General features: G+C 41.8%; 36 protein-coding genes and 1 pseudogene. 6 read left to right on the top strand and 31 right to left on the bottom strand.

Going from position 1 to position 22297, the window contains the following annotated elements; genetic code table 11:
- From PHC29_08175 to PHC29_08025, 31 genes and pseudogenes are all read right to left on the bottom strand, one after another.
- Positions 1 to 469, bottom strand: a 469-nt coding sequence (locus tag PHC29_08175; GenBank protein MDD5109453.1) for a class I SAM-dependent methyltransferase, incomplete at its 3' end; no start/stop codon positions are given.
- A complete protein-coding gene (locus PHC29_08170; protein MDD5109452.1) occupies positions 462 to 1328 on the bottom strand; it encodes a class I SAM-dependent methyltransferase in 867 nt (288 codons plus the stop codon). The genes PHC29_08175 and PHC29_08170, both read right to left, overlap by 8 nt.
- 214 nt (positions 1329 to 1542) lie before the next feature.
- Positions 1543 to 1647: a hypothetical protein gene (locus tag PHC29_08165; GenBank protein MDD5109451.1), complete on the bottom strand. Its 105-nt coding sequence runs from the start codon at positions 1645 to 1647 to the stop codon at positions 1543 to 1545.
- A complete protein-coding gene (locus PHC29_08160; protein ID MDD5109450.1) occupies positions 1601 to 2311 on the bottom strand; it encodes a class I SAM-dependent methyltransferase in 711 nt (236 codons plus the stop codon). The genes PHC29_08165 and PHC29_08160 overlap by 47 nt, the downstream gene beginning before the upstream one ends.
- Positions 2308 to 2625: a DnaJ domain-containing protein gene (locus PHC29_08155; protein ID MDD5109449.1), complete on the bottom strand. Its 318-nt coding sequence runs from the start codon at positions 2623 to 2625 to the stop codon at positions 2308 to 2310. The genes PHC29_08160 and PHC29_08155 overlap by 4 nt, the downstream gene beginning before the upstream one ends.
- An 8-nt stretch (positions 2626 to 2633) precedes the next feature.
- A complete protein-coding gene (locus PHC29_08150; GenBank protein ID MDD5109448.1) occupies positions 2634 to 2783 on the bottom strand; it encodes a hypothetical protein in 150 nt (49 codons plus the stop codon).
- A gap of 23 nt (positions 2784 to 2806) precedes the next feature.
- The gene (gene trxA, locus PHC29_08145; GenBank protein ID MDD5109447.1) at positions 2807 to 3124 is read right to left on the bottom strand and encodes a thioredoxin; all 318 of its coding nucleotides are present in this window, start codon (positions 3122 to 3124) and stop codon (positions 2807 to 2809) included.
- Between the two features lie 3 nt (positions 3125 to 3127).
- Positions 3128 to 3484, bottom strand: a complete 357-nt coding sequence (locus tag PHC29_08140; GenBank protein ID MDD5109446.1) for a hydrogenase maturation nickel metallochaperone HypA — start codon at positions 3482 to 3484, stop codon at positions 3128 to 3130.
- A 12-nt stretch (positions 3485 to 3496) separates the two neighbouring features.
- Positions 3497 to 4126, bottom strand: coding sequence for a hypothetical protein (locus PHC29_08135; protein MDD5109445.1), 630 nt, complete (start codon positions 4124 to 4126; stop codon positions 3497 to 3499).
- A 4-nt stretch (positions 4127 to 4130) separates the two neighbouring features.
- Complete coding sequence (locus PHC29_08130; GenBank protein MDD5109444.1) at positions 4131 to 4844, bottom strand: MBL fold metallo-hydrolase; 714 nt, start codon at positions 4842 to 4844, stop codon at positions 4131 to 4133.
- Positions 4841 to 5296 carry an Rrf2 family transcriptional regulator gene (locus PHC29_08125; protein MDD5109443.1) on the bottom strand — a complete coding sequence of 152 codons (456 nt, stop codon included), beginning with the start codon at positions 5294 to 5296 and terminating at the stop codon, positions 4841 to 4843. The genes PHC29_08130 and PHC29_08125 overlap by 4 nt, the downstream gene beginning before the upstream one ends.
- A 3-nt stretch (positions 5297 to 5299) precedes the next feature.
- Complete coding sequence (locus PHC29_08120) at positions 5300 to 6226, bottom strand: ARMT1-like domain-containing protein (GenBank protein ID MDD5109442.1); 927 nt, start codon at positions 6224 to 6226, stop codon at positions 5300 to 5302.
- 72 nt (positions 6227 to 6298) lie between these two features.
- Positions 6299 to 7090, bottom strand: coding sequence for a radical SAM protein (locus PHC29_08115; GenBank protein MDD5109441.1), 792 nt, complete (start codon positions 7088 to 7090; stop codon positions 6299 to 6301).
- 88 nt (positions 7091 to 7178) lie between these two features.
- A complete protein-coding gene (locus PHC29_08110; GenBank protein MDD5109440.1) occupies positions 7179 to 7574 on the bottom strand; it encodes an iron-sulfur cluster assembly scaffold protein in 396 nt (131 codons plus the stop codon).
- Positions 7575 to 7603: 29 nt separating this feature from the next.
- Positions 7604 to 8626 (bottom strand): DUF2099 family protein, encoded by a 1023-nt coding sequence (locus tag PHC29_08105; GenBank protein ID MDD5109439.1) that lies wholly within the window; start codon positions 8624 to 8626, stop codon positions 7604 to 7606.
- Positions 8605 to 9456 (bottom strand): P-loop NTPase, encoded by an 852-nt coding sequence (locus PHC29_08100; GenBank protein MDD5109438.1) that lies wholly within the window; start codon positions 9454 to 9456, stop codon positions 8605 to 8607. The genes PHC29_08105 and PHC29_08100 overlap by 22 nt, the downstream gene beginning before the upstream one ends.
- A 15-nt stretch (positions 9457 to 9471) precedes the next feature.
- Positions 9472 to 10824 (bottom strand): FAD-dependent oxidoreductase, encoded by a 1353-nt coding sequence (locus tag PHC29_08095; protein MDD5109437.1) that lies wholly within the window; start codon positions 10822 to 10824, stop codon positions 9472 to 9474.
- Positions 10821 to 11219 (bottom strand): CoA-binding protein, encoded by a 399-nt coding sequence (locus PHC29_08090; GenBank protein ID MDD5109436.1) that lies wholly within the window; start codon positions 11217 to 11219, stop codon positions 10821 to 10823. The genes PHC29_08095 and PHC29_08090 overlap by 4 nt, the downstream gene beginning before the upstream one ends.
- A complete protein-coding gene (locus PHC29_08085; GenBank protein MDD5109435.1) occupies positions 11203 to 12057 on the bottom strand; it encodes an ATP-binding protein in 855 nt (284 codons plus the stop codon). The genes PHC29_08090 and PHC29_08085 overlap by 17 nt, the downstream gene beginning before the upstream one ends.
- 1 nt (position 12058) lies before the next feature.
- Positions 12059 to 12667 carry a class I SAM-dependent methyltransferase gene (locus PHC29_08080; protein MDD5109434.1) on the bottom strand — a complete coding sequence of 203 codons (609 nt, stop codon included), beginning with the start codon at positions 12665 to 12667 and terminating at the stop codon, positions 12059 to 12061.
- A 6-nt stretch (positions 12668 to 12673) separates the two neighbouring features.
- The gene (locus PHC29_08075) at positions 12674 to 13159 is read right to left on the bottom strand and encodes a ferritin-like domain-containing protein (GenBank protein ID MDD5109433.1); all 486 of its coding nucleotides are present in this window, start codon (positions 13157 to 13159) and stop codon (positions 12674 to 12676) included.
- An 18-nt stretch (positions 13160 to 13177) separates the two neighbouring features.
- Positions 13178 to 13384: a hypothetical protein gene (locus PHC29_08070; protein MDD5109432.1), complete on the bottom strand. Its 207-nt coding sequence runs from the start codon at positions 13382 to 13384 to the stop codon at positions 13178 to 13180.
- Between the two features lie 17 nt (positions 13385 to 13401).
- On the bottom strand, positions 13402 to 14580 hold the full coding sequence (gene metK / locus PHC29_08065; protein ID MDD5109431.1) for a methionine adenosyltransferase: 1179 nt from the start codon (positions 14578 to 14580) through the stop codon (positions 13402 to 13404).
- 8 nt (positions 14581 to 14588) lie between these two features.
- Positions 14589 to 14756, bottom strand: a complete 168-nt coding sequence (locus PHC29_08060; protein ID MDD5109430.1) for a 4Fe-4S binding protein — start codon at positions 14754 to 14756, stop codon at positions 14589 to 14591.
- 9 nt (positions 14757 to 14765) lie between these two features.
- On the bottom strand, positions 14766 to 15146 hold the full coding sequence (locus PHC29_08055) for a NifB/NifX family molybdenum-iron cluster-binding protein (protein ID MDD5109429.1): 381 nt from the start codon (positions 15144 to 15146) through the stop codon (positions 14766 to 14768).
- A complete protein-coding gene (locus tag PHC29_08050) occupies positions 15143 to 15556 on the bottom strand; it encodes a NifB/NifX family molybdenum-iron cluster-binding protein (GenBank protein ID MDD5109428.1) in 414 nt (137 codons plus the stop codon). Before PHC29_08050 ends, PHC29_08055 begins: the two co-directional genes overlap by 4 nt.
- A gap of 69 nt (positions 15557 to 15625) precedes the next feature.
- Positions 15626 to 16009 carry a DUF5320 domain-containing protein gene (locus PHC29_08045; GenBank protein ID MDD5109427.1) on the bottom strand — a complete coding sequence of 128 codons (384 nt, stop codon included), beginning with the start codon at positions 16007 to 16009 and terminating at the stop codon, positions 15626 to 15628.
- 69 nt (positions 16010 to 16078) lie between these two features.
- Positions 16079 to 16141: pseudogene (locus tag PHC29_08040) on the bottom strand (hypothetical protein).
- A gap of 60 nt (positions 16142 to 16201) precedes the next feature.
- Positions 16202 to 16672, bottom strand: coding sequence for a Fur family transcriptional regulator (locus PHC29_08035; GenBank protein MDD5109426.1), 471 nt, complete (start codon positions 16670 to 16672; stop codon positions 16202 to 16204).
- 433 nt (positions 16673 to 17105) lie between these two features.
- A complete protein-coding gene (locus tag PHC29_08030) occupies positions 17106 to 18011 on the bottom strand; it encodes a tetratricopeptide repeat protein (GenBank protein MDD5109425.1) in 906 nt (301 codons plus the stop codon).
- 765 nt (positions 18012 to 18776) lie between these two features.
- Positions 18777 to 19052, bottom strand: coding sequence for a hypothetical protein (locus PHC29_08025; GenBank protein MDD5109424.1), 276 nt, complete (start codon positions 19050 to 19052; stop codon positions 18777 to 18779).
- 90 nt (positions 19053 to 19142) lie between these two features.
- On the opposite strand from PHC29_08025, the gene PHC29_08020 reads away from it, so the two are divergent.
- The 6 genes from PHC29_08020 to PHC29_07995 all read left to right on the top strand — a co-directional run.
- A complete protein-coding gene (locus tag PHC29_08020) occupies positions 19143 to 19382 on the top strand; it encodes a hypothetical protein (GenBank protein ID MDD5109423.1) in 240 nt (79 codons plus the stop codon).
- Between the two features lie 199 nt (positions 19383 to 19581).
- On the top strand, positions 19582 to 19953 hold the full coding sequence (locus tag PHC29_08015; protein ID MDD5109422.1) for a hypothetical protein: 372 nt from the start codon (positions 19582 to 19584) through the stop codon (positions 19951 to 19953).
- Positions 19954 to 20435: 482 nt separating this feature from the next.
- Positions 20436 to 20633 (top strand): helix-turn-helix transcriptional regulator, encoded by a 198-nt coding sequence (locus tag PHC29_08010; protein MDD5109421.1) that lies wholly within the window; start codon positions 20436 to 20438, stop codon positions 20631 to 20633.
- Between the two features lie 190 nt (positions 20634 to 20823).
- Positions 20824 to 21672, top strand: a complete 849-nt coding sequence (locus tag PHC29_08005) for an NgoPII family restriction endonuclease (protein ID MDD5109420.1) — start codon at positions 20824 to 20826, stop codon at positions 21670 to 21672.
- 2 nt (positions 21673 to 21674) lie between these two features.
- The gene (locus tag PHC29_08000) at positions 21675 to 22097 is read left to right on the top strand and encodes a very short patch repair endonuclease (GenBank protein MDD5109419.1); all 423 of its coding nucleotides are present in this window, start codon (positions 21675 to 21677) and stop codon (positions 22095 to 22097) included.
- On the top strand, positions 22052 to 22297 hold a 246-nt coding region (locus tag PHC29_07995; GenBank protein ID MDD5109418.1), incomplete at its 3' end, for a DNA cytosine methyltransferase. The genes PHC29_08000 and PHC29_07995, both read left to right, overlap by 46 nt.

Below are 22297 nucleotides of genomic sequence, written 5' to 3'. Positions count from 1 at the left end.
TACAGCATTTTTTTAAAAGAGCTGCCCGGTCCGGGATATGCAAAAACGAAAGCCAGCTTACCGCGGCGTCAAAATTACCGTCTTTTTCCGGAAATTCAAGAATATCTCCGCAAAGATGGTTTACGGAACCGGATAGATTACAACGTTCAGTCAAAGAAGATGCTATCTGGTTCAGGTCTGGTTGGAGCTCAAGAGCAGTCACCTGACAACCGGTTTTTTCCGCCAGATATCTTGCCGGCCCCCCTATCCCGGAACCGATATCTATAATCTTTTTTCCGGAGTCAATCTTCAGGCTGCCGATGGCCTCGTCAATCGCATCAGTACCCAAATAATGATACTGGTCAAAAGGAGACAGGTCTGCTGCTTTCAACGGGATACCTTCCTTATATCCGGTTGCGTCAAGCTCATTGTAAATCCGTTCAGGATGGCGGTATAGTTTCATCCTTTTAATATTTTTCACATTATTCATTTTTCTTCGCGATGATCACGCCGTACTTGAGGAAATCGTAATGCGTCCTTACCATACCGTCGTAATACCTTAAGGCGCTCTCCCTGGCTTGCCTGCCCAGGACTGCTGCGTAACGGTCCCATTGCAACGTTGCTTTTAGCCGCGCCCTCATCCTGGCCTCGATTACATCGGTGCAATCGCAGCTTTCCAATATCTTAAAGCCTGACTCCTCTAGCAGTCGTTGATACGTACTTAAATCATCCTGGAACCATATCCCGGGCTTATACAGGCCGGTAAATTCAGGGATTAAACGATACGCCTCATTCAATGTCCCTTTTTTGCCCTTGAGCCACACGTTAAAACCAATCATTGCTCTGGGGTTAAGGTGCGCTTGTATGCGCGCAAATGCCTTGGGCTTATCCTGCCAATGAACGCAGGTTTCATTAAAATACGCCTTGGTAAAATCCTTTTTATCGAGGGATAATTCCTCGACATTCTGTTCATAGTATTGCACTTTATCCTGGATGCCGTGCAACAGGGCGCATTCCCTGGCTTTGATAAGTTGGGCGGGATTAATATCGATCCCTACTACTTTACAACCGGTCATCTTCACCAATAACCGCGAAGGAGCTCCGCTTCCCTCACCGCAGCTTAAAACATAATCCTTGCCGGTAATTTTGAGTTTCCTGAACAACGCTGCAACGCCGTGATGAAAAAAATGAGTTACCCCCTCTAACTCAAAGATTCTGGTATCAAGCGACCGCGCAGGATCAATGCCGAGATAAGCGTATAATTTTTTTAGCATCCCGCAATCATGGATGATGAATCCGCCGTCAGTCTGATACGACTCGATAAGATTTTTTTTGACTATTGCGTCCATTCTCTACCCGATGGTTTTTCGCCATAAGTTCAATATTTCGTTTTTTAACGGCTGTTCTGGTAATATTATACTCTGGAAATGTCTCGTTTTCAAAAGATTCCATTCATACAAGCGGTATTCTTGCTTAAGAGGAATTGACCTGTTTTGGCGATTAAATGGCGCTATGCGGAGAGGTTTTTAAACAGCTTGCGGTACGGATATAAACGAAATGCGGCTAATAAATGCGATGCCTTAATTCCTGGGGGCATCGCCAGATAAAAAGGCCTATAACCTTAACTATTGAAAACCCGATGTGGTTCGGCCGGTGAGGGCTGCGTATGGCAAATATGCCATGTTCTTTTGGGCTTGAGTCTAATTTCTTTTTCCATTTTTTTCCCCGAGATTACAACAAACCCGCCTTTGCCAAAGCCTCTCTTAGGCCTCTCAACCGAGCTCATCTCATCCGGCAAAACAAATATTGTCTGATAATAAGAAAAGGAGGCAAAGCCGGTTTCTTTAAGCAAATCCGTCACTTCTTTTACACTAAAAAATTTTGCCTGCTTATAAAATACGCTTTTCTTCCTTCGGTAATATTTGCCCAGGAAGCTTTCTTTATCAACAATGCCGATTATTATTTTCCCTGCTCTCGTTAATACACGGTATGCTTCCGCTAAGACTTTTTTGGGATTTTCAACAAAACATAAAGTAATAATAATTGCCACAAAGTCAAAAGTCTCGTTAAGAAAAGGGATATCTTCGCCAAAAGCCATTCTGACATTAACGCCCCTTTCTTGAGCGATATCAAGCATCCTGCCCGAAACATCTATCCCTATTGTTATTCCTAAAGCAGCGGCAAATCTTCCCGTACCCACGCCGATTTCAAGCCCCTTCGCCTCTGAAGGGAAAACTTTCTTAATTGCCTCTAATTCCGATAAAAACGCGAATTTATGCTTATCATACCAATCTTCGTACTTATTATAATATTTATCGAAAACATCGCTCATAAATCTAAATCCCCGAACCAGCCGTCATAAAACCTTTTAAGATGCTCGTATTCCTCTTTTGACATGGTATTTTTCTTGACTTCTTTCTCTTTAAAAGAATACCGGTAATTTGCGCAATAGCTTCCGATAACATCTCTGGCGTGATTTATCTTCTTAAACACCTCTTCGCAATGCTTCTTATCCTTCTCCTTACATCTATCCGGATGGTACTTAAGGGCCAACTGCCTAAAGGCTTCCTTAATCTCTTCTAGGCTAGCCTCTTCTTCTAATCCCAATATCTTTCTTGCTTCATCAATTTGTTTAAAATTCGTCATATAATTTTCTACCCTATTCTTATTTCCGGGTAAATGCTGATTTTACTCTTAATGAAATTCAATATAAAGCTTCCCTTTCCGGCAAGCTCTATAAGCTCTTTTGCTTTCTCAGCCCGGGTATGGGTAAATCTTTTACTACCCTTCGGCATATCTTCCATCTATTACCTCCAATAGATTTATATCAAATATAGGGCTTAATAACGGCTGCAAGCTCTGCCTTAGGGAGCGCGCCAACGAATTTGTCCACAACTTTTCCATTCTTAAAAATCGCTATTGTCGGTATGCTCATAACTTCGTAACTGGCAGCTGCCTGAGGAGCCTCATCCACGTTTAATTTGCAGACTTTTAATTTCCCCTTATACTCTTGAGCAATCTGTTCGATTACCGGAGCAAACCTAAGGCAAGGGCCGCACCATACAGCCCAGAAATCCACTAAAACAGGCAGACTTTCTTCCAATACCTCTTGCTTGAAATTACTTTCATTTATATTAATTCCCATTTTTTACTCCTTCTCTTTACGCTTAATTTCTATGGATTCAACAAAAAATTCCTTATCCATTTGAATATTAACATCCGCGCTATGACAAAAAGGGCAACCGAACACCCTTTTAGTAATCCGGGTGCTGCGCTTGCAATTTTTACATTCTAAAAGGATCTCCAGGGGCAAAATTTTGAGGCGCACATTCTTAAAGCTTTCCCCTTTTATTAACTCCTTAAAAGATCCCTGCAAGCTATGAGCAGCGACATGACTAAAGGGACTTAGCCGGACATTAACTATGACCCGTTGCGTAGCTTTTTCTTTAGCCAGTTTATCTCTTAAAACAATAAATATTTCATTAATAAATCTTGTCTCGTGCATAAAAATCCTCCGTTAATCATTTTGCTTTCTTATGAACAAAAGCGGAAAAACTATATCGCTTACACAGCAAGGTACCCAAACCGCCAAGAATAGAAAAATAAAAATAGCCATACTGGACAACCAGCTTAAAACTCCTACCTTAGCCATAATTATATGGAACAAAGAAGCCCATGTGCTTAATAGTACGTGCAAGCTATGAGGAAATTTTGTCGTTGGCTTATAATAGGCTACGGCTATCCCAATAATTGCTAAAGGATTAACCAGCCACCATTTTTCAATAAAACCCAGATGGATTCCTCTATTAGGCATGCCAAGCATAGTTTCAGCTACGTAAGGAATCAATGAGTCACTTAAGGTAGCAATGCCCACAGAACCGACATAGCCAATTATGATTAAAGCCCAGAAGTTACATTTTCCTTTAATACAATTACTCCCTATCCGAGAACACGTGTGGAGTTTATACATGGCTGCAGTAACTAACGCGCTTAAAAAAACATGTAAAGGATGGAGTATGTAAAAGACATTATACGAAACCTTATAAGGCAATTTTAAAGAAAAAATCATAATGGCTATTCCAGTGGCTGCACCAAATATTGTAAATGGCGCATGCGCTTTTAGTTCCTTTAAAATCTGCCTTGCCATTTTATCAAACCTCCATCTCTTGCCCTGCTTGAATCAATACAAAATTTTCAGCATAACATTTTTTGAAAATATCTTCCGCGGCCTCTCCCGAGCAATGCATAGGCCCGGCTTTTATTATACCCATTTTTTTAAAATTCTCGGCGACTATCTCTACCGCGTATTTATCTGATTCCATCAAGTGAAATCCGCCTAAAACAAGATACAAAGGATCGGAAGAAAATTTTCCTTTCACTTTCTCTACCATTTTCAAGATTCCGGGATGAGCGCATCCTGTAATTATAGTAAGACCATTTTCCGTTCTCAAGACAATCGCCTGTTCGGGCATATATTTTCCTTTGTAGGCGCCGGGTATTTCTCCCGTAATATGGATATCGTCTGAAATCTTAGTAAACTTTTCGGCTTCGATTAATTCCGCCTGAGCATCTTTTACTCTATCTTTAAACTCCCTGGAAAAACCGGGGCACGCATACACCCTAAGCCCTTTTCTTTCCTTCAATAGTTCCCACAGGCCTCCCCAATGATCCCAGTGGTCATGCGAAATCACCACGGCCTCAATTTTATCAATAGCAACCTCTAAAACCCGCATATTCTCAAGCAGCCACTCCCCCTTTTCGCCGGTATCAAATAATATTCTGTCATCAATCAAAAACGAAACGCCCCAGCCTGTCCGAAGGTTTTTATCTAAAGCCCCTTTATCAAAGAGAACCTTTATTTTCATTTATTTAACCCGCCTTTCAGGCAAATTTGATCTTTTCTAATCTGGTTGCTAACACTCTTAAGCAGTTTTGCTATAGTAAGCTGGCTTAATGTATTATTTAATTGAAACTCAATATTCGTTAACTTTCGCATTAATAAACATTTATCGGGTTGCGGGCAGATACCCTTTTCTAATAAACAGCCAATGACATTTGCTTCATTTCGAAAAATAGTCACTATATCGATAATACGTATTTTTTCCGGACTTAAATTTAAGATAAAACCGCCGCCACTTCCCCTTAAAGAGTCTAACACCTTATGCTTACTTAAAGCCTGTAAAATTCTTCTTAAAAAGGCTCTGCGCATCTTTAATTTCTTCACCAGCTCACTTACGGTAATCACTTTAGCGGGGCGCTGAGCAAAATAAAGAAGCGACTTAATCGCGTAATGTATATTTTTAGTAACTAACTTCATCTTTTACAAATACCGTCGCCTGAACAGGGCGGCATATCGCATCTTTCCGGATCCTTTCGCGCTATTGAATAATACTATAGACCCCATCCTGCACCCTGTTTCCTTCGAGACCACAGAGCACTTCACCATAAAGAGAAAGAAAATAGGCCTTTTTTCCTGCGATAATGACTCAAAATTACCCTGCCCCTTGCTGATAATCATATCGGCACTCTTATAAATGCGCTTAAACTCTTTTGAGCATAGAGCAAGTATTGTCCCGGGGGCATCTGTTCCGTTAGAAATCACCCGCGCCGCTTTGTCGATCCCGCAGGCTTTTGCGTCTTCAAATAACGCATCGTTTATAACGGGTTTCTCTTTAACGGCATAATAAATATTTTTATCCGGATACTCTTTTTTTATTTCTTCGATTAAAACCCGGTCAAATACCACCTCCCCGGCATTATCAGCAAGATACAAAATATTACCTGCTCCCTTTAATACCTGCCTGAACTTTGAATAATGAAATATAGACTTTTTATGAATAGATTTGCCTTCCTCTGCAAGTATCCTTTTTAGTTCTTCTTTTACATTTAAATTATTCTTAACCCCAAAATCTATAATATTTCCGGCAATAGCCAATTCCAGGGCTGTCAAAAGCCTGTCTTGAGAATGATTGATCTTATTCCTTAATTTACCCAATAGCCTTAAAGCAATGCGGTTGCTTTTTTGTTTTATTTCTTTATACGGGTCTCCGTTAGGACTTATTTTCTTTAAAATTGCGTATCCAAGTCTAGCTATTTCAGGAGGACTGGAGATAAGTGAAATCTTCGGTATTTTACCGGCAAACTCATCTATAATCCGCTTTTGCTGCCTTGGGGATGCTTGAACGATCCGCGCGCCCTCAAGTGCCTGACGAAAGAAACATGGAATACAATCTAAATAGGTCTTCATATTGCTAAAAGCTCCTTTTGGGTAATTGTCGCATTATGAATCTTCGATTTTAAAATCTCTACCAGCATTACATTATTTAAACTTACCCCTTCTTTTCAACGTATCCTCGGCACTTAAAGAAACGATATCTTTAATCGCCCTTTCGTCATAAACAGAAACCACATTAACTCCCTTGCAAGCAGAAGTAAAACTATCTTTTATCTTTAGAATTTCTTCTTTTGCTAATGGCTTGATGCCGCACGGCCTTAACGGAGTATTGAGTTGTATTTCATCCGGCTTGATATAATTTGCCAGGTAAATAAATTTATTAACGTCAGTCTTATTATTGTCGATGAACATTATCTGTAATGCCAATTTCCCACTATGCTCCTTTTTAAATGCCCTTATCCCTTCTAAAATACTACCAAATTGTATACCCTCGGCAGGCCCATTAATTTCCTGCAAGGATTCCGGAGAATAGGCATCTAACTTGGCAACGACAAAATCCGCCAAAACAAATTCTTTTCTTACTTCATCCAACCCCATCAAAGAACCGTTAGTTAAAACCGCGATACGCTCTTTGCGGATTAACTTTACTGCTTTTATCGTTTCTCCAAGATTTGCCGCTAAAGCAGGCTCTCCCCTGCCGGAAAAAGTAATATAATCTATACCGGTGTCGGGTAATTCCTCTAATTCGTCAATAACTTCTTTGATGGGAACATAAATCTTTCTTCCCAGTGTATGTTTTTTAATCGGCCCAAGCTGGCAATAAATGCAATTGAAATTACAGATTTTTTCTTCCTGCGAAAGCAAGTCTACGCCTAAAGAACTCCCCAGCCTCCATGAAGGGACCGGGCCGTAAATATATTTAAACGCAGATTTCATTACTTATCACCTGTAAATTCCTTTTAACGTCAGCTAAAAACTGCCTGATAATCGGCGAGTACTTCACCTTAATTAAAAATGCGATTTATTATACCTTCATCAGATAATCTGCTATCGCCCGGTAAAGCGTGCTTACCGCAAGTATTGAGCAATGCAAGTGATCTTTCGGCAAACCTTTTAACCGAGCTACCACTTTTCCCGATGAAATCGCTAATGCTTTATTGATAGTTTCACCATAAGCCATGTGCGCAACCATAGCGGCGCACGCCCTGGTGGCGCCGCATCCGTCTGTATAATATTTAACATCGATAATCTTCTTATTTTCTATTACTAAATAAAACTCCATAGAATCCCCGCAGGGGCCTTTTAAATATGATGAAGCGGTGGGGTCGTTCATCCTGCCGAAAAGCTTAGGGTCATTTAAAAGTTTAATTACCTCTTTGGGATAACCAAGCGATTCCTCTGTTGGATTACTCTTTTCCATATAAAAATCCCCCTATTAAGATTAGATGTTTATACGGCAGTGTATTCTTCTTTATCTTCAAATCTCGGGGTGTTTTGACCATTAACCGGAAGCTCGGATTCACTGATAAATGTTTCAAAATTTCCCAAACGGATACGCATTCCGCTGCGCTCGCTTGAAAAAATGTATTGTTTTTTTGTATCTAAGCTTTTAATGAAACTGCCATCCTCAGCGTAGGCAGAAATAAAATTAACCCCGTTATCCGTCAAGACGAATACCGGTATTTGTTTTGAAAGCTGGCATTTAGCCAAAGGCCCGATCACCCGGCGTACATCTTGGGAAGCACAACTCCATACCAAATCCGCATAATCGCGTATTAAATTAACTTCATCTTTGGCTATGCCGGTTGTACACACTGCTAAAGAAATTATTCTAACGCCGCTTTCTTTCTCTAATAAGCGCAATGCTTTTAGATCATCCGCAAAATGTCCGCATACGGTGACGGCAATAGTCTTATATCCTGACCCTATTGCTTCTTTGACCCCCCGAACCTGGTCGACTAAAGCATTCTCAAAGATTACCCGGCAACCGGAAATCTTAAGCTTCTTGATAATACCCTCAATGGGAGAAGTCAACAATATACTGTTCATCCTGCCCCCTATACCGCGGACAATATCCGGTATATCTGTAATAACTGTTCCCGCACCCTCACAAACCACAACCGCCGCATCAATTGCCTTTTTTCTTAACGCGAAACTCAACATCTCCGAAGCGCCGTATGGTACCTCAACCTCTCTGCAGGAAAACTTCCTCTTACCGGTAAAAAGGCCGTAATCTTTTATCTTTGATTCAATTGCGCTTTTGATAGCGGCCTTAATTGCTTCTTTATCGCTACCGCGCTTACCTCTGAAACCTTTATACAGATGACTTGCTAAGGGGCAGAACGTAAGCGTTGGATCGGTAATATTAATAACTTTCCCTTCGGACACGCTTACAAAGGAAGAAAAATATTTAACTATATGAATATCACGCTTATCTGTTAAATCCATTATTAAGCCTGTAGTTTTTCCCAAATCCGGCAAATTGCATCCTTGGCTGCTGAATCTTTATACTCGATTATAGTCTTGCCATCAACCATCGCTTCTACGACCGTTTTATCAAATCCGACTTTACCGATCAAAGGGATTCCGTTTTGATGGCAATACTCTTCTATTTTCTCCGACATATCAGGGTTTAAATCGTATTTGTTGACTACTAACTTCGATGGCACATTAAAATGTTTAGCCACTTCAATAACTCTCGATGCATCATGCAAACCGGATAAGGTCGGCTCAGTTACTACTATCGCACAATCGATGCCTGACAGAGACGCAATTACGGGGCAACCTATACCGGGAGCGCCATCAATAATAACCCAATCGCAGTTATTCTTCTCTGCCAGTTCTTGCGCTTTTTTTCTAACCAAAGAAACTAATTTTCCTGAATTCTCTTCAGCGATCCCAAGCTTGGCATGCACCATAGGGCCAAAACGCGTCTCTGAAATAAACCATTCTCCGGCAAGGTTCTCTTCCATCTTTATGGCGTCAACCGGGCAAATATGGCTGCAAAAACCACACCCCTCACAAACAACATGATCAATCACAAAATCATCGCTTATAGCGTTAAATCTACAGGCTACTATGCACTTTCCACATTGCTGGCATATCTTTTTATCAATTGACGCGCTTAAACCGCTCCTAAAATCATGGCGTTCTTTAATGTTTGGCTGTAATAATAAATGCAAATCCGCGGCATCTACATCGCAATCAGCCATAACTTTATTTCGCGCTAAAGCGGCAAACGCCCCTGTAAATACTGTCTTGCCTGTGCCGCCTTTTCCGCTAATAATAACTATTTGTTTCATGCCAATTTGCCCTTATTATATTTTCCCAGAAACGTCTTGAGCTGCTAAAACTATGGGGAACATTGTCGGAGCGCTGGTCAAGTAAGGATGCGTTGCTACTTGCAAAGTCTCTAATTCCGTAGCCGACATGCGCTTTTGAATTGCGACACCTATTATATTAATCATTTGCGCGCAGGACATACCGCAGCTTACCTGCCCTCCCAAAATGATCCCCGATTGCTTGGAGAAAATCAGTTTTATCTTACCCTTGGAGGCACCCGGTAAAGAAGCGGGATGCTTGTCTACGCCGTCAATGCTGCCGACAACAATTTCAAAACCTTCTTCCCGGGCGGTTTTTTCGGTAAGCCCGGCCGACCCCAAAACCAACCCGTCGATGTAAGTCGAATATACCGCAATAGTCCCCTTATTCTCGCGGATTACCTTAATCTGATAAAGATTGGCGCCCGCAATCCTTGCCTCGGCCGTTGCGGTAGAAGCCAGCATCACAGGAATTGCTTTACGGGTGTAGAAATCTCTTTTACAGGAACAATCTCCGATCGCAAAGATATCCGGATCGGTTGAGGTACGCATATACTCATCGGTCATAATACCCTTACAGGACCCAATCTCTAATCCGGCGTCCACGGCTATTTTTACATTCGGCTTTGAACCTACCCCAAGAATTACGCCCTCAACCGGCAGCTCTTTTCCGCCGCTGAATTTGGCCCTTTCAACTTTATCCTGTCCGGCTATTTCCTCGACTTTGGTATTGGTTAAAATAGTAACTCCTTTTTCCCGCAAACGCGCCTCGGCCATCTGCGAAAATTCGGGGTCAAAGGAATTAGCAAGTATCTGAGGAAGCATTTCAACTAAAGTGACGTTGATGCCTTTGATTTTAGAAAGCTCATCGGCAAACTCCACCCCGATAAATCCTCCGCCTATGACTAACACATTTTTGCACTGCTTAATCTGGCTTATCACGCTTTTTAAATAACCCATTTCTTTGTTTATCGGGTATACCCCTTTTTTATCCACTCCCTTGATAGGCAAAATTATGGGAGTTGAACCGATCGCTAAAATTAATTTTTCATAGGAATACGTACCTTTATTTCTTGTCTCTACAGTCTTACTTTTACGGTTTATGCTTACAGCGGAATCAACAACAACCTCAACGTTACTCTTCTCCAAAGATTCCATTCCTAGTTTATTTTCATCGGGATTACTAAGGCTGGCAAACATATATGGGATTCCGCAGGGAATAACCCCGTCCGCTACATCTTTCATCACCGTAATGCTCTTTGCGGGATAATATTTCCTGGCAGTTACTGCGCATACTACTCCCGCGGGCCCTGCGCCAATAACCAATATATCCGAATTTTTCTTCGTCATATCTCCTCTTCTTTGAGCGTTTCCAAAATTACGCACATGCTATGAATAACTGCAATATTATTATTTTTACAAAATTTAATCGCGGCTTCGTTCTCTGCTCCGGGTTGAATCCATACTCTTTTTATACCCTTCCGAAAGCATTCTTTTAAAATGTTTTCGGTTACCGACGGAGGAGTTACGATATTAACGACATCAACGCTATATGGAATATCGCTTACGGTCTTATAACAAACCTTGCCGTCGACTTCGCTTATACGCGGGTTAACAGGGAAAACTTCATAGCCCCGCCCTGTTAAAACTTTAAAGATCTTATAGGCAAATTTGGATTCGTCCCTGAATGAGCCTGCTACAGCAAATCTTTTTTGTTTAAGGAAATCTTTAATCAAATTTTCCATTTTTGATGGCGCTGTAAAGCTCCCGGAAATCTTTTTTATATTCCGGGAACGCTTTAACCATAGGCTCTCCCTTAGAATAAGCCATGGCGATTTCTTTTCTAAAAGGTATCCTCATTAAAACCGGAACGCTTTCTCGCTTACAATATTCTTCCGTCTTGTTATTACCTAAGTCAGCGCGGTTAATTACTACGCCAAAGTGAATCTTTAATTTCCTCAAGACCTCTACAGCTAAAATCAAATCATTCAAACCAAACGGCGTCGGTTCGGTCACTAACACACAAAAATCACTGCCTTTAACTGAAGTGACTACCGGACAGGATGTTCCCGGAGGGGCGTCAATAATAACGGTTTTATCAGATTTAATATGTCTTTTGGCTTGCCGAATGAGCGGCGGAGACATTGCTTCGCCGATATTAAGTTTTCCGTGAATAAATTCAATCTCCCCGGAATTACCGAGCTCTACCACGCCGATTTCCCTATTAACTTCTTTTATTGCTCCTTGAGGACATAGGGCGCTGCAGGCACCGCAGCCATGGCATAGATGCGCAAAGATTAAAGAAGTTCCTTTTTTGCCATCTTGGCCGGGGAGTACCGCTAGCGCATTATAAACACAGACCTCGGCACATTTGCCACAATAAGAGCATTTAGATTCGTCGATTTCCGGGACGGGTATATACGCCTTTTCCTGTTTTTCAATGCAGGGCTTTAAGAAAATATGGGCGTTGGGCTCCTCTACATCACAATCAAGAAATTGCACATTATCTAAAGATAAAGCCAGATTAACCGCAACTGTAGTCTTTCCCGTGCCGCCTTTTCCGCTTGCTATTGAAATAATCATACTATTTACCCTTTATAGCGACAACTGTCCTTTGGACTTTACTTTGAAATTCATTAATGCTAAAGCCCTTATTAACAAAATAATCCCTGGCTTCGTCTAACCGGTGCTTGGCATAGTCATGCGTCCTGCCTTCATGCGTATGGCAGGCGTTAATGATCTCTAGCCCTTTATCGCTAAAATCGCTTAAGACTGCCTTGCCGCTGGGGTACAACAAACGGCTTATCTCATCTAAAACCGCGAGCGGCCTCGTAAGATGATGAAATACATTGATGGAAAATATAGTATGAAAACTTTGGCCCGGAAAACTTAAGCGCTCGGCGTCTTCGATCCTGAAGGCAACCTGTTTTTCCAGGCCAAAATACCGCAAGTTTAGCATAGCTATCTCTTGTTCCTGATTAGAGATATCTATACTCGTGAAGCCATAACCACGCTTAGCCAAAGCAAGGGCAAAATGCCCCTTACCGGTCCCGATTTCAAGGATTTCCCCGGAAATAGGCAGGGATTTATCGAGGATAAAATCTCTTTCCTTTTCTAAATCGTAACCGTTACTTTGGTAAAAACGGACTCTTTCTATATACCTTGTATGGTTCTCTAAAACTTCTTTATCCAAAGGGGCCTACTTATTTGTCATATCTTCAAGCAAAGACTCTAAATCCTCTTCGTGCTCAATCTCATCCGCCATTATTCCAAGCGCAAGATGATACGTGACCGCATCTTTATCCTTCGTTGCTTCCGAAAGTTTCTTGTAGACTTCTATGGCGCATTGTTCACCTTTGATATTTTGTTTCAAAAGCGCCTTAACCGAAGGATCCTCCGGGGCATCATAACCGCAATTTGTCTGTTTATACCAATCCTCGGGCTTTAAAATAGGCGTACCGCCTAATTGAATGATCCTTTCGGTAAGCATTCCGGCATGCTTCAGTTCTTCGCCCGCATGCTGTTCTAACTCGCCGACAACCGCGCCGCGCATTTGCCCGCGCGCGATTTTAGCGCCTACCCAATACTGATAATAGGCAAGCCATTCATCCGCGAAAGCTTTGTTTAACAAAGTAACTATTTTCTTTACATCAGCGCCGACCAACTCCCTTGCTTTTGTACCCATATAAACTCCTCCTTGTAATTATTCTCTTACCATCCTTATTCCGCACTTAGGGCAGTTCATCAATGCGCAGGGTGTGCCTGCCTGATGAGGCACCTTTTCGCCGCACGAAGGGCATACGCAATTGCCTCCCGGGCCGGCATTGCCCCTACTGCCCCTACCCATCCCTATACCTCTTCCCATACCTGGGCCTTGGCCTCTGGGGCCAGTTCCATCTCCTCTTGGCATATTATCACCTCCTCATCCTACAACCTTACTGCTTGTTTTTTTAAAACTTCCGCCTTATCCGTCAATTCCCAACTAAAACCCGCGTCATCACGGCCAAAATGCCCGTAACAGGCGGTCTTCCTATATACCGGACGCAGTAATTTAAGCGAATCAATTATACCTCGCGGTGTAAGCTTAAAATTATCGCGAATAAGCTTGACGCATTTATCATTGGGTAACTTACCCGTGCCATAGGTCTCTACATAAACAGAAAGCGGCTCAGAGTAACCAATAGCATAAGCTAACTGAACAAGGAATTTATCAGCTAACCCTGCCGCGACCATATTTTTGGCAATATAACGGCTCATATAAGCCGCAGAACGATCAACCTTTGTGGGGTCTTTCCCTGAAAATGCCCCTCCTCCGTGCGCGACAGTCCCACCGTAGGTATCCACGATTATTTTTCTGCCGGTCATCCCGGTATCGGATTGCGGCCCGCCGATTAAGAACTTGCCGGTTTGGTTAACGTAATACTTTGTGTTTTTATCAACCAGGTGCTTTAAAATCGGCTTAGTAACAACGTCAATAAGTTCTTGTCGCGCCCTGAGAGTGATATTTTTGCCCATTTTATCCAAGATTTTATCGGTATGTTGGCAGGCAAGCACAACCGCATCTACGCGCTTAGGCAGACCGTTTTGATATTCAACCGTAACCTGCGATTTACAATCCGGGCCCAAATATTTTAATATGCCGGACCTGCGTACATCTGCCATACGTTTTACCAATTTATGCGCGAGCATTATCGGCAGAGGCATATATTCTTTTGTTTCATTACAGGCGTAACCAAACATAATCCCCTGGTCTCCTGCCCCGCCGGTATTTACTCCTTGAGCGATATCGGGAGATTGGCTATTAATTGTATTAACAATCGCGCAAGTCTCATAATCAAAGCCATACCTGGGATGGGTATAACCTATATCTTTGATAATCTCGCGGGCGAGCTTCTGGATATTAACGTAGGCGGAAGTCGCAATTTCCCCTCCGATAACCAAAAGCCCCATCGTAACATATGTCTCACATGCCACTCTGCTCCTCTGTTTATCCGGATCGAGTTTTAAAACTTCATCTAATACGCCGTCGGATATTTGGTCGCATAACTTATCGGGATGGCCTTCTCCTACGGATTCAGAGCTAAAAAAATACTGATGCGTGTTCATTGATCCTCCTAAATCGAAATTGTCTCATTCGGACATTGGTTGACGCAAGCGCCACACTCAACGCAATCGTCACTGATAACGGCCTTATCTTTTTCTATTTTTATAGCGTTTACAGGGCAAATGTCTTTACATGTGCCGCAGCCATTACACTTATTTTTATCTACTTTCGCTGCCATAGATAATCCTTACTGTTTATTCTTGCCGGGCATACCAGCCTTTGAGCCGACGCTTGGCCCTGAAACTGCCTTAAACTCTCCTTTTTTGTATTGCTCAATTGTTTCCTTGACCGTGCCTGAGGCTCCGGTAAAAACTTCTATTCCTACAGCCTGTAATGTTTGAAAGGCATTAGGGCCTACATTTCCCGTAACCACAGCTTTGACCTTTTTTGAAGCAACCAATTGCGCAGATTGGATTCCTGCGCCTCCCATAGATTCGATATTCGGGTTTTTGACAGCCTCAAATTCTAAAGAATCGGTTTCAATAATAATAAAATACTGACACCTGCCGAAACGCGGATCTACCTTAGAATCCAGGCTGCCACCTTCTGAAGTAACGCAAATCTTCATATATTACCTCCCGGATGATCACAATTCTCCTTATGAGGATGATCACATTCTTCTTTTTCCAAACCGTAACCCTTACCCGCCCCAGGATTGCAAAGGCTCTCTCCGCCTTCCAGGGTGCCTTTTTTAAGCTGCTCTACTACTTCATTGATTTTCCCGCTTATTCCTACAATCGTTTTGATGTTATATTCCTCGAAAAATGAAGTTGCCCGCATCCCCATACCGCCGGAGACGATACAGTTGACGCCTTTTCCATGCAAAAACTCGGGAATTGCTCCAGGCTGATGCCCGGGATTAGCTACCTCTATTCTCTTGGTTACCTTGCCGTCTTCAATATCAACAAGGGTAAAAGTCGGACATCTGCCGAAATGGGCAGACACGAACTCTCCGTCCGTAGATATGGCTACTCGCATAATCGCTCCTTCTTTTATAAGCTAGGATGAGGGAACAAAATTAAAATCTATCCCCTCATCCTATAACAGTTATCCACTCTTTTCTACCTCGGCTTTTTCCAAAGTCTCAATGCGGCTTTGAATATCCTCAAGCTGCTTTTTTAAAACATCGGCTTGATTTTTCAGGATATCAGCTTCCTGCTTCGGAACAATCACAGCTGTATCAGGATACGCTCCGCCAAAAGCAGGCATCCCCATCGAAGCTCTTTGCCAGCCAGGAAGCCCGGTAGCGTAAAACCAGTTTCTCCGGCCTCTGCCGCCGCCACAGCCATAAAACCCTTTACCCTGGTCAAAATAACCTCTGCCGGGCGCAGAGTTCAGATAACCGGGCGCAGAATAACCGGCACAGAAACCCGCCGCTCTTCCTGTCATCGGGCCCAATCCCATAGGGCCAGTTCCGTCTCCTCTTGGCATATCAAACACCCCCTTTCCTTTACTTCCTTGAATTTTATCGCCTTTGGCATTTAACTTAACAACACAGTACCCCATTCCTTTTCCCGTCAATGGCCCTAATCCTGCCGGGCCCATACCATCAAATTTAGGCATTTTTAACCTCAATTGTTGTAAATGGAAACCATTTCCATTATCAACGAAAAAAATATAACCTTACTTTCCGGCGCAATTATTACATAAACCGTAAAATTGGATAAGGTGATTAGTAATCTTAAACTTATATTTTTGCCCTAACCCCTTCTCGGTTTGATTAAGCAGCTCTACTTCATCATCAATAAAATCAGTATAGTCGATTATCTTATGGCATTGGGTACAAACCAGGTGATGGTGATGATGCGCTCCCTTAGGTCCTTCGGCAAACTCATACCTGGACCTGCCGTCTCCAAAATCAAGCTTATATATCATGCCAAGGCCTGATAACACATCCAGCGTCCGATATACAGTAGTCAGGCCTACGCTGGGATGCTTAGAATGGATCTTCATGTATATATCTTCGGCGCTTAAGTGACCTTCGGACTTGGATAAAACATCCAGGATAGCCTCCCGGCCCAAGGTAAGCCGATACCCACATCCTCTAAACTTACCATGCCACCACCCCTGTCCTCTACACTCGCCTCTTGGCATATATCTCCTTATTGAAAATGGTTTCCATTACTAAATATACTACACAGGCTTATTCTTGTCAAGGATTTTTTATTCAAAAGCGGCTCTACTAAAAACTACCCGGATCCTGTGGGTGTAAAGTATTGGGTGAACTTAAAATTGGAGACTGTTACTAATCAAAATAGGTCTCTAGCGTCGGCTTATTATAAGAATGCGTTAACGATACTCGAACTCTCTAACCGCTTCCTTATCAATATGTTAGAGAAAATCCCCAGGGGAAGAACAAGATACTGAAAACAATCGCTTCGAACTACACCCTACATGGAGAATAGTATTACTGGGGTTCCTCTCGTATGAACCGAGGGGAAACCTCTCTGGATTTATTAGCCTAATTATATGCGCAATACCTCAATATATCAATAATATTTTGGCTTTAGAGAGGCGAATTACTGGGTTAGCGACGGGAAAAGCTCGAAAGCTGTCCTTTTTGTCCGCCCATTTTTAGCTCTAATTGGTTGGCGATTAATTCATATATATATTCTGTTACTACATTATAATTATCATTAATAATCCACGGATTCTTGTTCCTCTCTATTGGCGCTCCCCAATCAACGGATTGTTTAGCTATTTCTTTTACCCGGGGTGGATCAATCGAAATAATTTCTCCCTTTACTTCATTATCAATCTGCGCGACATAGCCTCCATAGTTTGAAAACATATCCATATAGTATAAGTACGTATACTCATAAAATCTACCGTTTACCTTTACCGGCTCCCATTCCCTCGGTATCGGCGGATGTTGCTTCGGATGGTAACCGCCATGCTTGGCAGCAGCTACATACCAGTGATTACTTACCTGCATTTTGCCCGCTACTATTCGAAAAGTTTCCAGAGGGACCCAAATAGACTCCTTTCCACTCAGTTTTTTGTGGCTAATCTCTTTTCTTTCATAACGGCCCGAAGCCATCATTTCATAAACTCTTTTGACCTCTTCCTCCTGTTCCCTCTTATACTCCAGCTTATTGATAAGGCTCTTTACTGCTTCAGTGTCGCTGGCATTGGGAGCGAGTTTAAGGTATTGCTTGAGATTTTTTACTGCAGCGCTGTATTTTTTAGTTTTCTCCTGCACCATTGCCAGCTGGTAGTAAGCATCCGGCCAGTCCGGCGCAAGGCTTACCGCCTGCTCGAACTCCTTGATCGCTGGGGCATAATCTTCTGTAGAACTTGCCATCTCAAGAGCAGCCAAGCCGCGGTCAAAATGCCGTTTTGCTTCTGCGGAGACGCTTTGCTTTCCGTATGACAATGTGATTCCACAAAACAAAATTGAAAGAGTCGATAGGAGAAAAGTTATTTTCTTCACTTATTACTTACTCCTTTTAGTTTTAAACATTACCACTTCTGCCCCAGCACCTCCGTATGTTTTTGTTTGCAGTTAGCTCTGCTGACGAGCCTCTTTCAAGATTCCCAAAGTTATTAACATTTAGTACTACATCTGAAACAAAAACTATGACCGCCGGAATCCTTCACACAATTCTCATGAACCGCGTAACATTCTCCATTAAGTGTGTTATAATACGGGGCAAGCTGACTGCATCTTGCTATCATTTTTCCTTTATCATCATAGCAACACAAATCTCCTTCATCCGCAGTAGATTTCGATGGCATTGGTATTGTTAACAAACAAATAGCAGCAATTACAGAAAAAAATATCGTCTTCTGCATCTTCTCCTCTTTTTTATTAGTTCGACAAATAACAAGTCAAAAATTAAAAAAAGCAACCCCTTATTTTAGGAGTTGCCTTGAATTTTTACTATGCGCATCTCATTTACGCCTCTTTGTAATGAGCTTATTCTATACCAAATACTTTTTGCTGTAAATCATTATTTCGAATCGTTTTATCGTATACTACAAGAAGCAATCTCCGTGTGGCCGGGCAGTAATATTGCACAAGGGGAAGCCCTCCCTGTAAACAGCTATTGGTAAATTTGAGAGGTATCCACGATAAGGACGCCCAGAAAGGGCTTACCATAGAAACACTTTCTGTAAACAGGCAAGGCAAAATTTGAAAGGGATTTCCTCACCAAGATTGGACCAATGTAATAATAAAACTTGCTATCGGAAAGTACTATTCTGAAAGCAAACCATCTATCAAGCTAGAAATACCTGCAACTTGAACTTGGACTGCTTCATAAAGATCAAATAGTGAAGTTACTTCGGGAAATGTCCATAAAACAAGCCATTCTTCGCTAGTTATCTCTAATTTTATTCTGTCTTCCCAATACAGATATTTCTTAAATCCTAAAGTTTCTTCTAGCGAATATGAATAGGGTGATTTTTCTATTTTGATTTTATGTTTGTAAACTACCAATGTATGTTCTATGAAGCTTAGAACGTACTCCAAGCTCTTCCTGAGACCACTTGTAGTAACGTGCCGGTGAGGACGCTGGTGTTGCAGCCGCCCTGGCATCCGGACCGCTTAGCGAGAAACTCAATGGATGGTGGAAAAATAATTTATCTAACCGATCGGAAGGGATCGCTGGAAGGAAAACGGGAGTTTGCGAAAAAGATTGGCTCGAACTTTCGTCTCGCCGGCGCTAAGTTGCGTTTTGACTATAGGTTACCCTATAGTCATCTTGTCAAAAACAGGCAAAAAGAAAAATGGGGTCCAGATTCACAAAAAAACGAATTTTCTTTGGATCTGAAATCCTTTAATTTTTTCTCCCCCACCTGAAAATCCCCCAGGATAAACCACCTACTGAAACATCTCTATCCCCGCCCCCCTGGCAAACAATCTTTCCCGGAAACAACCTCTTCCTGCAGAATGCAGGACACCGGCCTATCCTTTAAGGCCGGGTGTTAATAATACCGGGGTAAAGCTGGTTCATAAGGAAACAGCTATAATGCACCGCGCCCTGGGGGGCGCTCCCGCATTGAGCGCGCAATGGCGCTCGCTGGGCCGCTCGCTTCCTGCTAATGCAGCGCGGGTTCGGCGTGGCTCGCCGCTTTACAACAATAAAAAAATACACGGTCGCGGCGTGCGTCCTCGCTTCAGCCAGCTTTTACAACCTAAAAACAAAATTTTTATAGGAAAGAAGCTCGGCCGCTTCCCGCTCTACAACAAGAAAAGAGCCAGGGTCGCGGGATGCCCCGCCTCTTGCGGGCAGTGCGTCAAAACCCGATGGGGCGGGCGTGGTGCGGGCACGCCCGCCCCACAACTACGCTTGGCGCCAGCAAAATTTGGTGCGGGAAAATTTTGCCGCTTCAAAGAACAGAAAAGAAAATTTTTGAGAAAGGACATTTAAGCAGTTATCTTCTTTATGTCGTTTATTGAGTTATACAAAGCCGTTGAAACAATTTCTAGATAGATGTCATCTATTTGGATAAATTTAGTAGGAGATCTAATAGCCTGCTCGGTTAATTTACTAAGGCTATCTTCCACTAATTTTAACGAGTTCAATTCTAGGTTGATTTTATCGATGATATCTAGACAATTACTACATATTTTCTTTTTCCTTGCCATGTATCCCCCTTTTTGATCTGCAATAAAGTAGCCTACCGCTCAAATACTTCGATTACAAAAAACACAATAAATGAAATTAAGGCTATAATTATCCCTGCCGCAATTCTCTGTTCATAAAACCTAAAATATCTCTCCATGTTGTTCCTTTTGGTGAATGGAAATTGGTTTGAAAAGAGCGCTTTTAGTGGTAGAATACCTACAATAATAGTCAATATTTGATTACTAATATATTAATACCAATATGTTGTATAGTCAAGGAAAAATATGATAGGGGAACAAATAAAGAAATTCCGAAAAAAGAAAGGATGGTCTCAGCAAAAATTGGCTGAAGAATCCGGGTTATCTTTTAATACAATTACACGAATTGAACAAGGAATAGGCGATTCTCCTACTCTTAATACATTAGTTAAGCTGGCAGATGTTTTAGGAGTTGGGCTTGATGAATTAGCGGGGAGGAAGTAATTGACAAGAACCCATTTCTATGTTACAAATAAATCAACAATTTGGTATAAAGTGGTATCGTTTGAAGGGGGAACTGCCACTATAATATAACGCAAACCTTCGCTTAAGCAGGCGAAGGTTTTTTATTTAAATATTATGTTAGATTATGGTAGTTTAAGCGTCTATTATAATTAGAAAGGCACAAGGCAAAATGGAGACAAATATTTTAAAAGCTTTATGTAATTTAGCAAAATACCGGAATAATGATTTAAAATCCATATACAAAGGCGGCAATAGGGCTAACGCAATGGGTGATGCCCTAGAGTACTATGCTAAAGATTTATTTTGCGATAGTTTTAAAGAAGGCAATATTGAGAATAAAGATAAAATACACAGCCAATATTTCTCTTACATTGGCAACCAAAATAACCCGCCTGATTTCATAATAAAACAAGCCGATGCTATAGAGGTTAAGAAGTTAGAGGGTTTTGGCACATCGCTTGCTTTAAATAGTTCTTACCCAAAGGCAAAATTGCATGCTGATAGCCCAATGATCACCACTCATTGTAGAAGTTGCGAAAAATGGTCGCAAAAAGATATTATATATTTAGTTGGAGTTGTGATCGGCGGGAAAGTCAAGTCAATCTGGTTTGTTTATGGGGATTGCTATGCGGCTGATAGGGAAGTATATGAAAGGGTTAGGAATGCTATCGTTGCCGGGGTAAAAGAAATTAGGGGCGTAGAGTTATCTGAAACTAATGAGCTTGGAAGAGTCAATAAAGTTGACCCTCTGGGGATTACTTACTTGCGGGTAAGGGGAATGTGGGGTATTGAGTCTCCCATGAAAGCTTTTGATTATTTAACTAAAGATTACGAAGCAGATAACTTAGTAGCTTATGCCGTAATGAAAGCTGATAAATATAATTCTTTCCCGAAGGAAGACAGGGACAGGATTGAGTCTTTGAAAAATAAGGTTTTATCAATAAAGGATGTAGAAGTGAAAAACCCTAACAACCCAGCTAAGTATATTCCTGCTAAATTATTTAGGGTATTGTTTTAAATATGTATAGGTTTGTTACTTCTGAACAGCGTTCTGAATTAATGCGCAAGATTAGGAGTAACAATACTAAGCCAGAATTATTATTACGAAGCAAATTATGGGGGCAGGGGCTTAGGTTCAGCAGAAAAACAAGCAAGCTCCCTGGTAAGCCGGATATAGTTTTAGAAAAGCCCAGAGTTGCTATATTTATTGATGGTGAATTTTGGCATGGTTATAAATGGCGAGAAAAGAAGAAAAAGATCAAAGCTAATAGGCGGTATTGGGTGCCGAAGATTGAAAGGAATATACTTCGGGATAAACGGAATAGCCAAAAACTAAGAAAGTCTGGTTGGAAAGTTATCAGGTTTTGGGAACATCAAATAACAAAGGATTTATTGAAATGTATAAAGAAAATAAAAGAATTGAAGAAGAGCCCCCTAAAGTAGTATCGCTTTTTAGCGGTTGTGGCGGTTTGGACCTTGGTTTTGAGAAAGGCGGGTTTAAAATCGTATGGGCAAATGAATTTGACAAAACTATTTGGGATACGTTTACGGCTAATTTTCCAAATACGCCTCAAGATAAGCGTAGTATTGCAGATATTCCATTATCAGAAATCCCCAAAGCAGATGGGATAATTGGCGGCCCT

Source organism: Candidatus Omnitrophota bacterium (assembly GCA_028712255.1).
Classification (GTDB): Bacteria; Omnitrophota; Gorgyraeia; order Gygaellales; family Profunditerraquicolaceae; genus UBA6249.
Note: the sequence above shows the minus strand (reverse complement) of the source record. Positions and strands in the feature narration are given on the sequence as shown.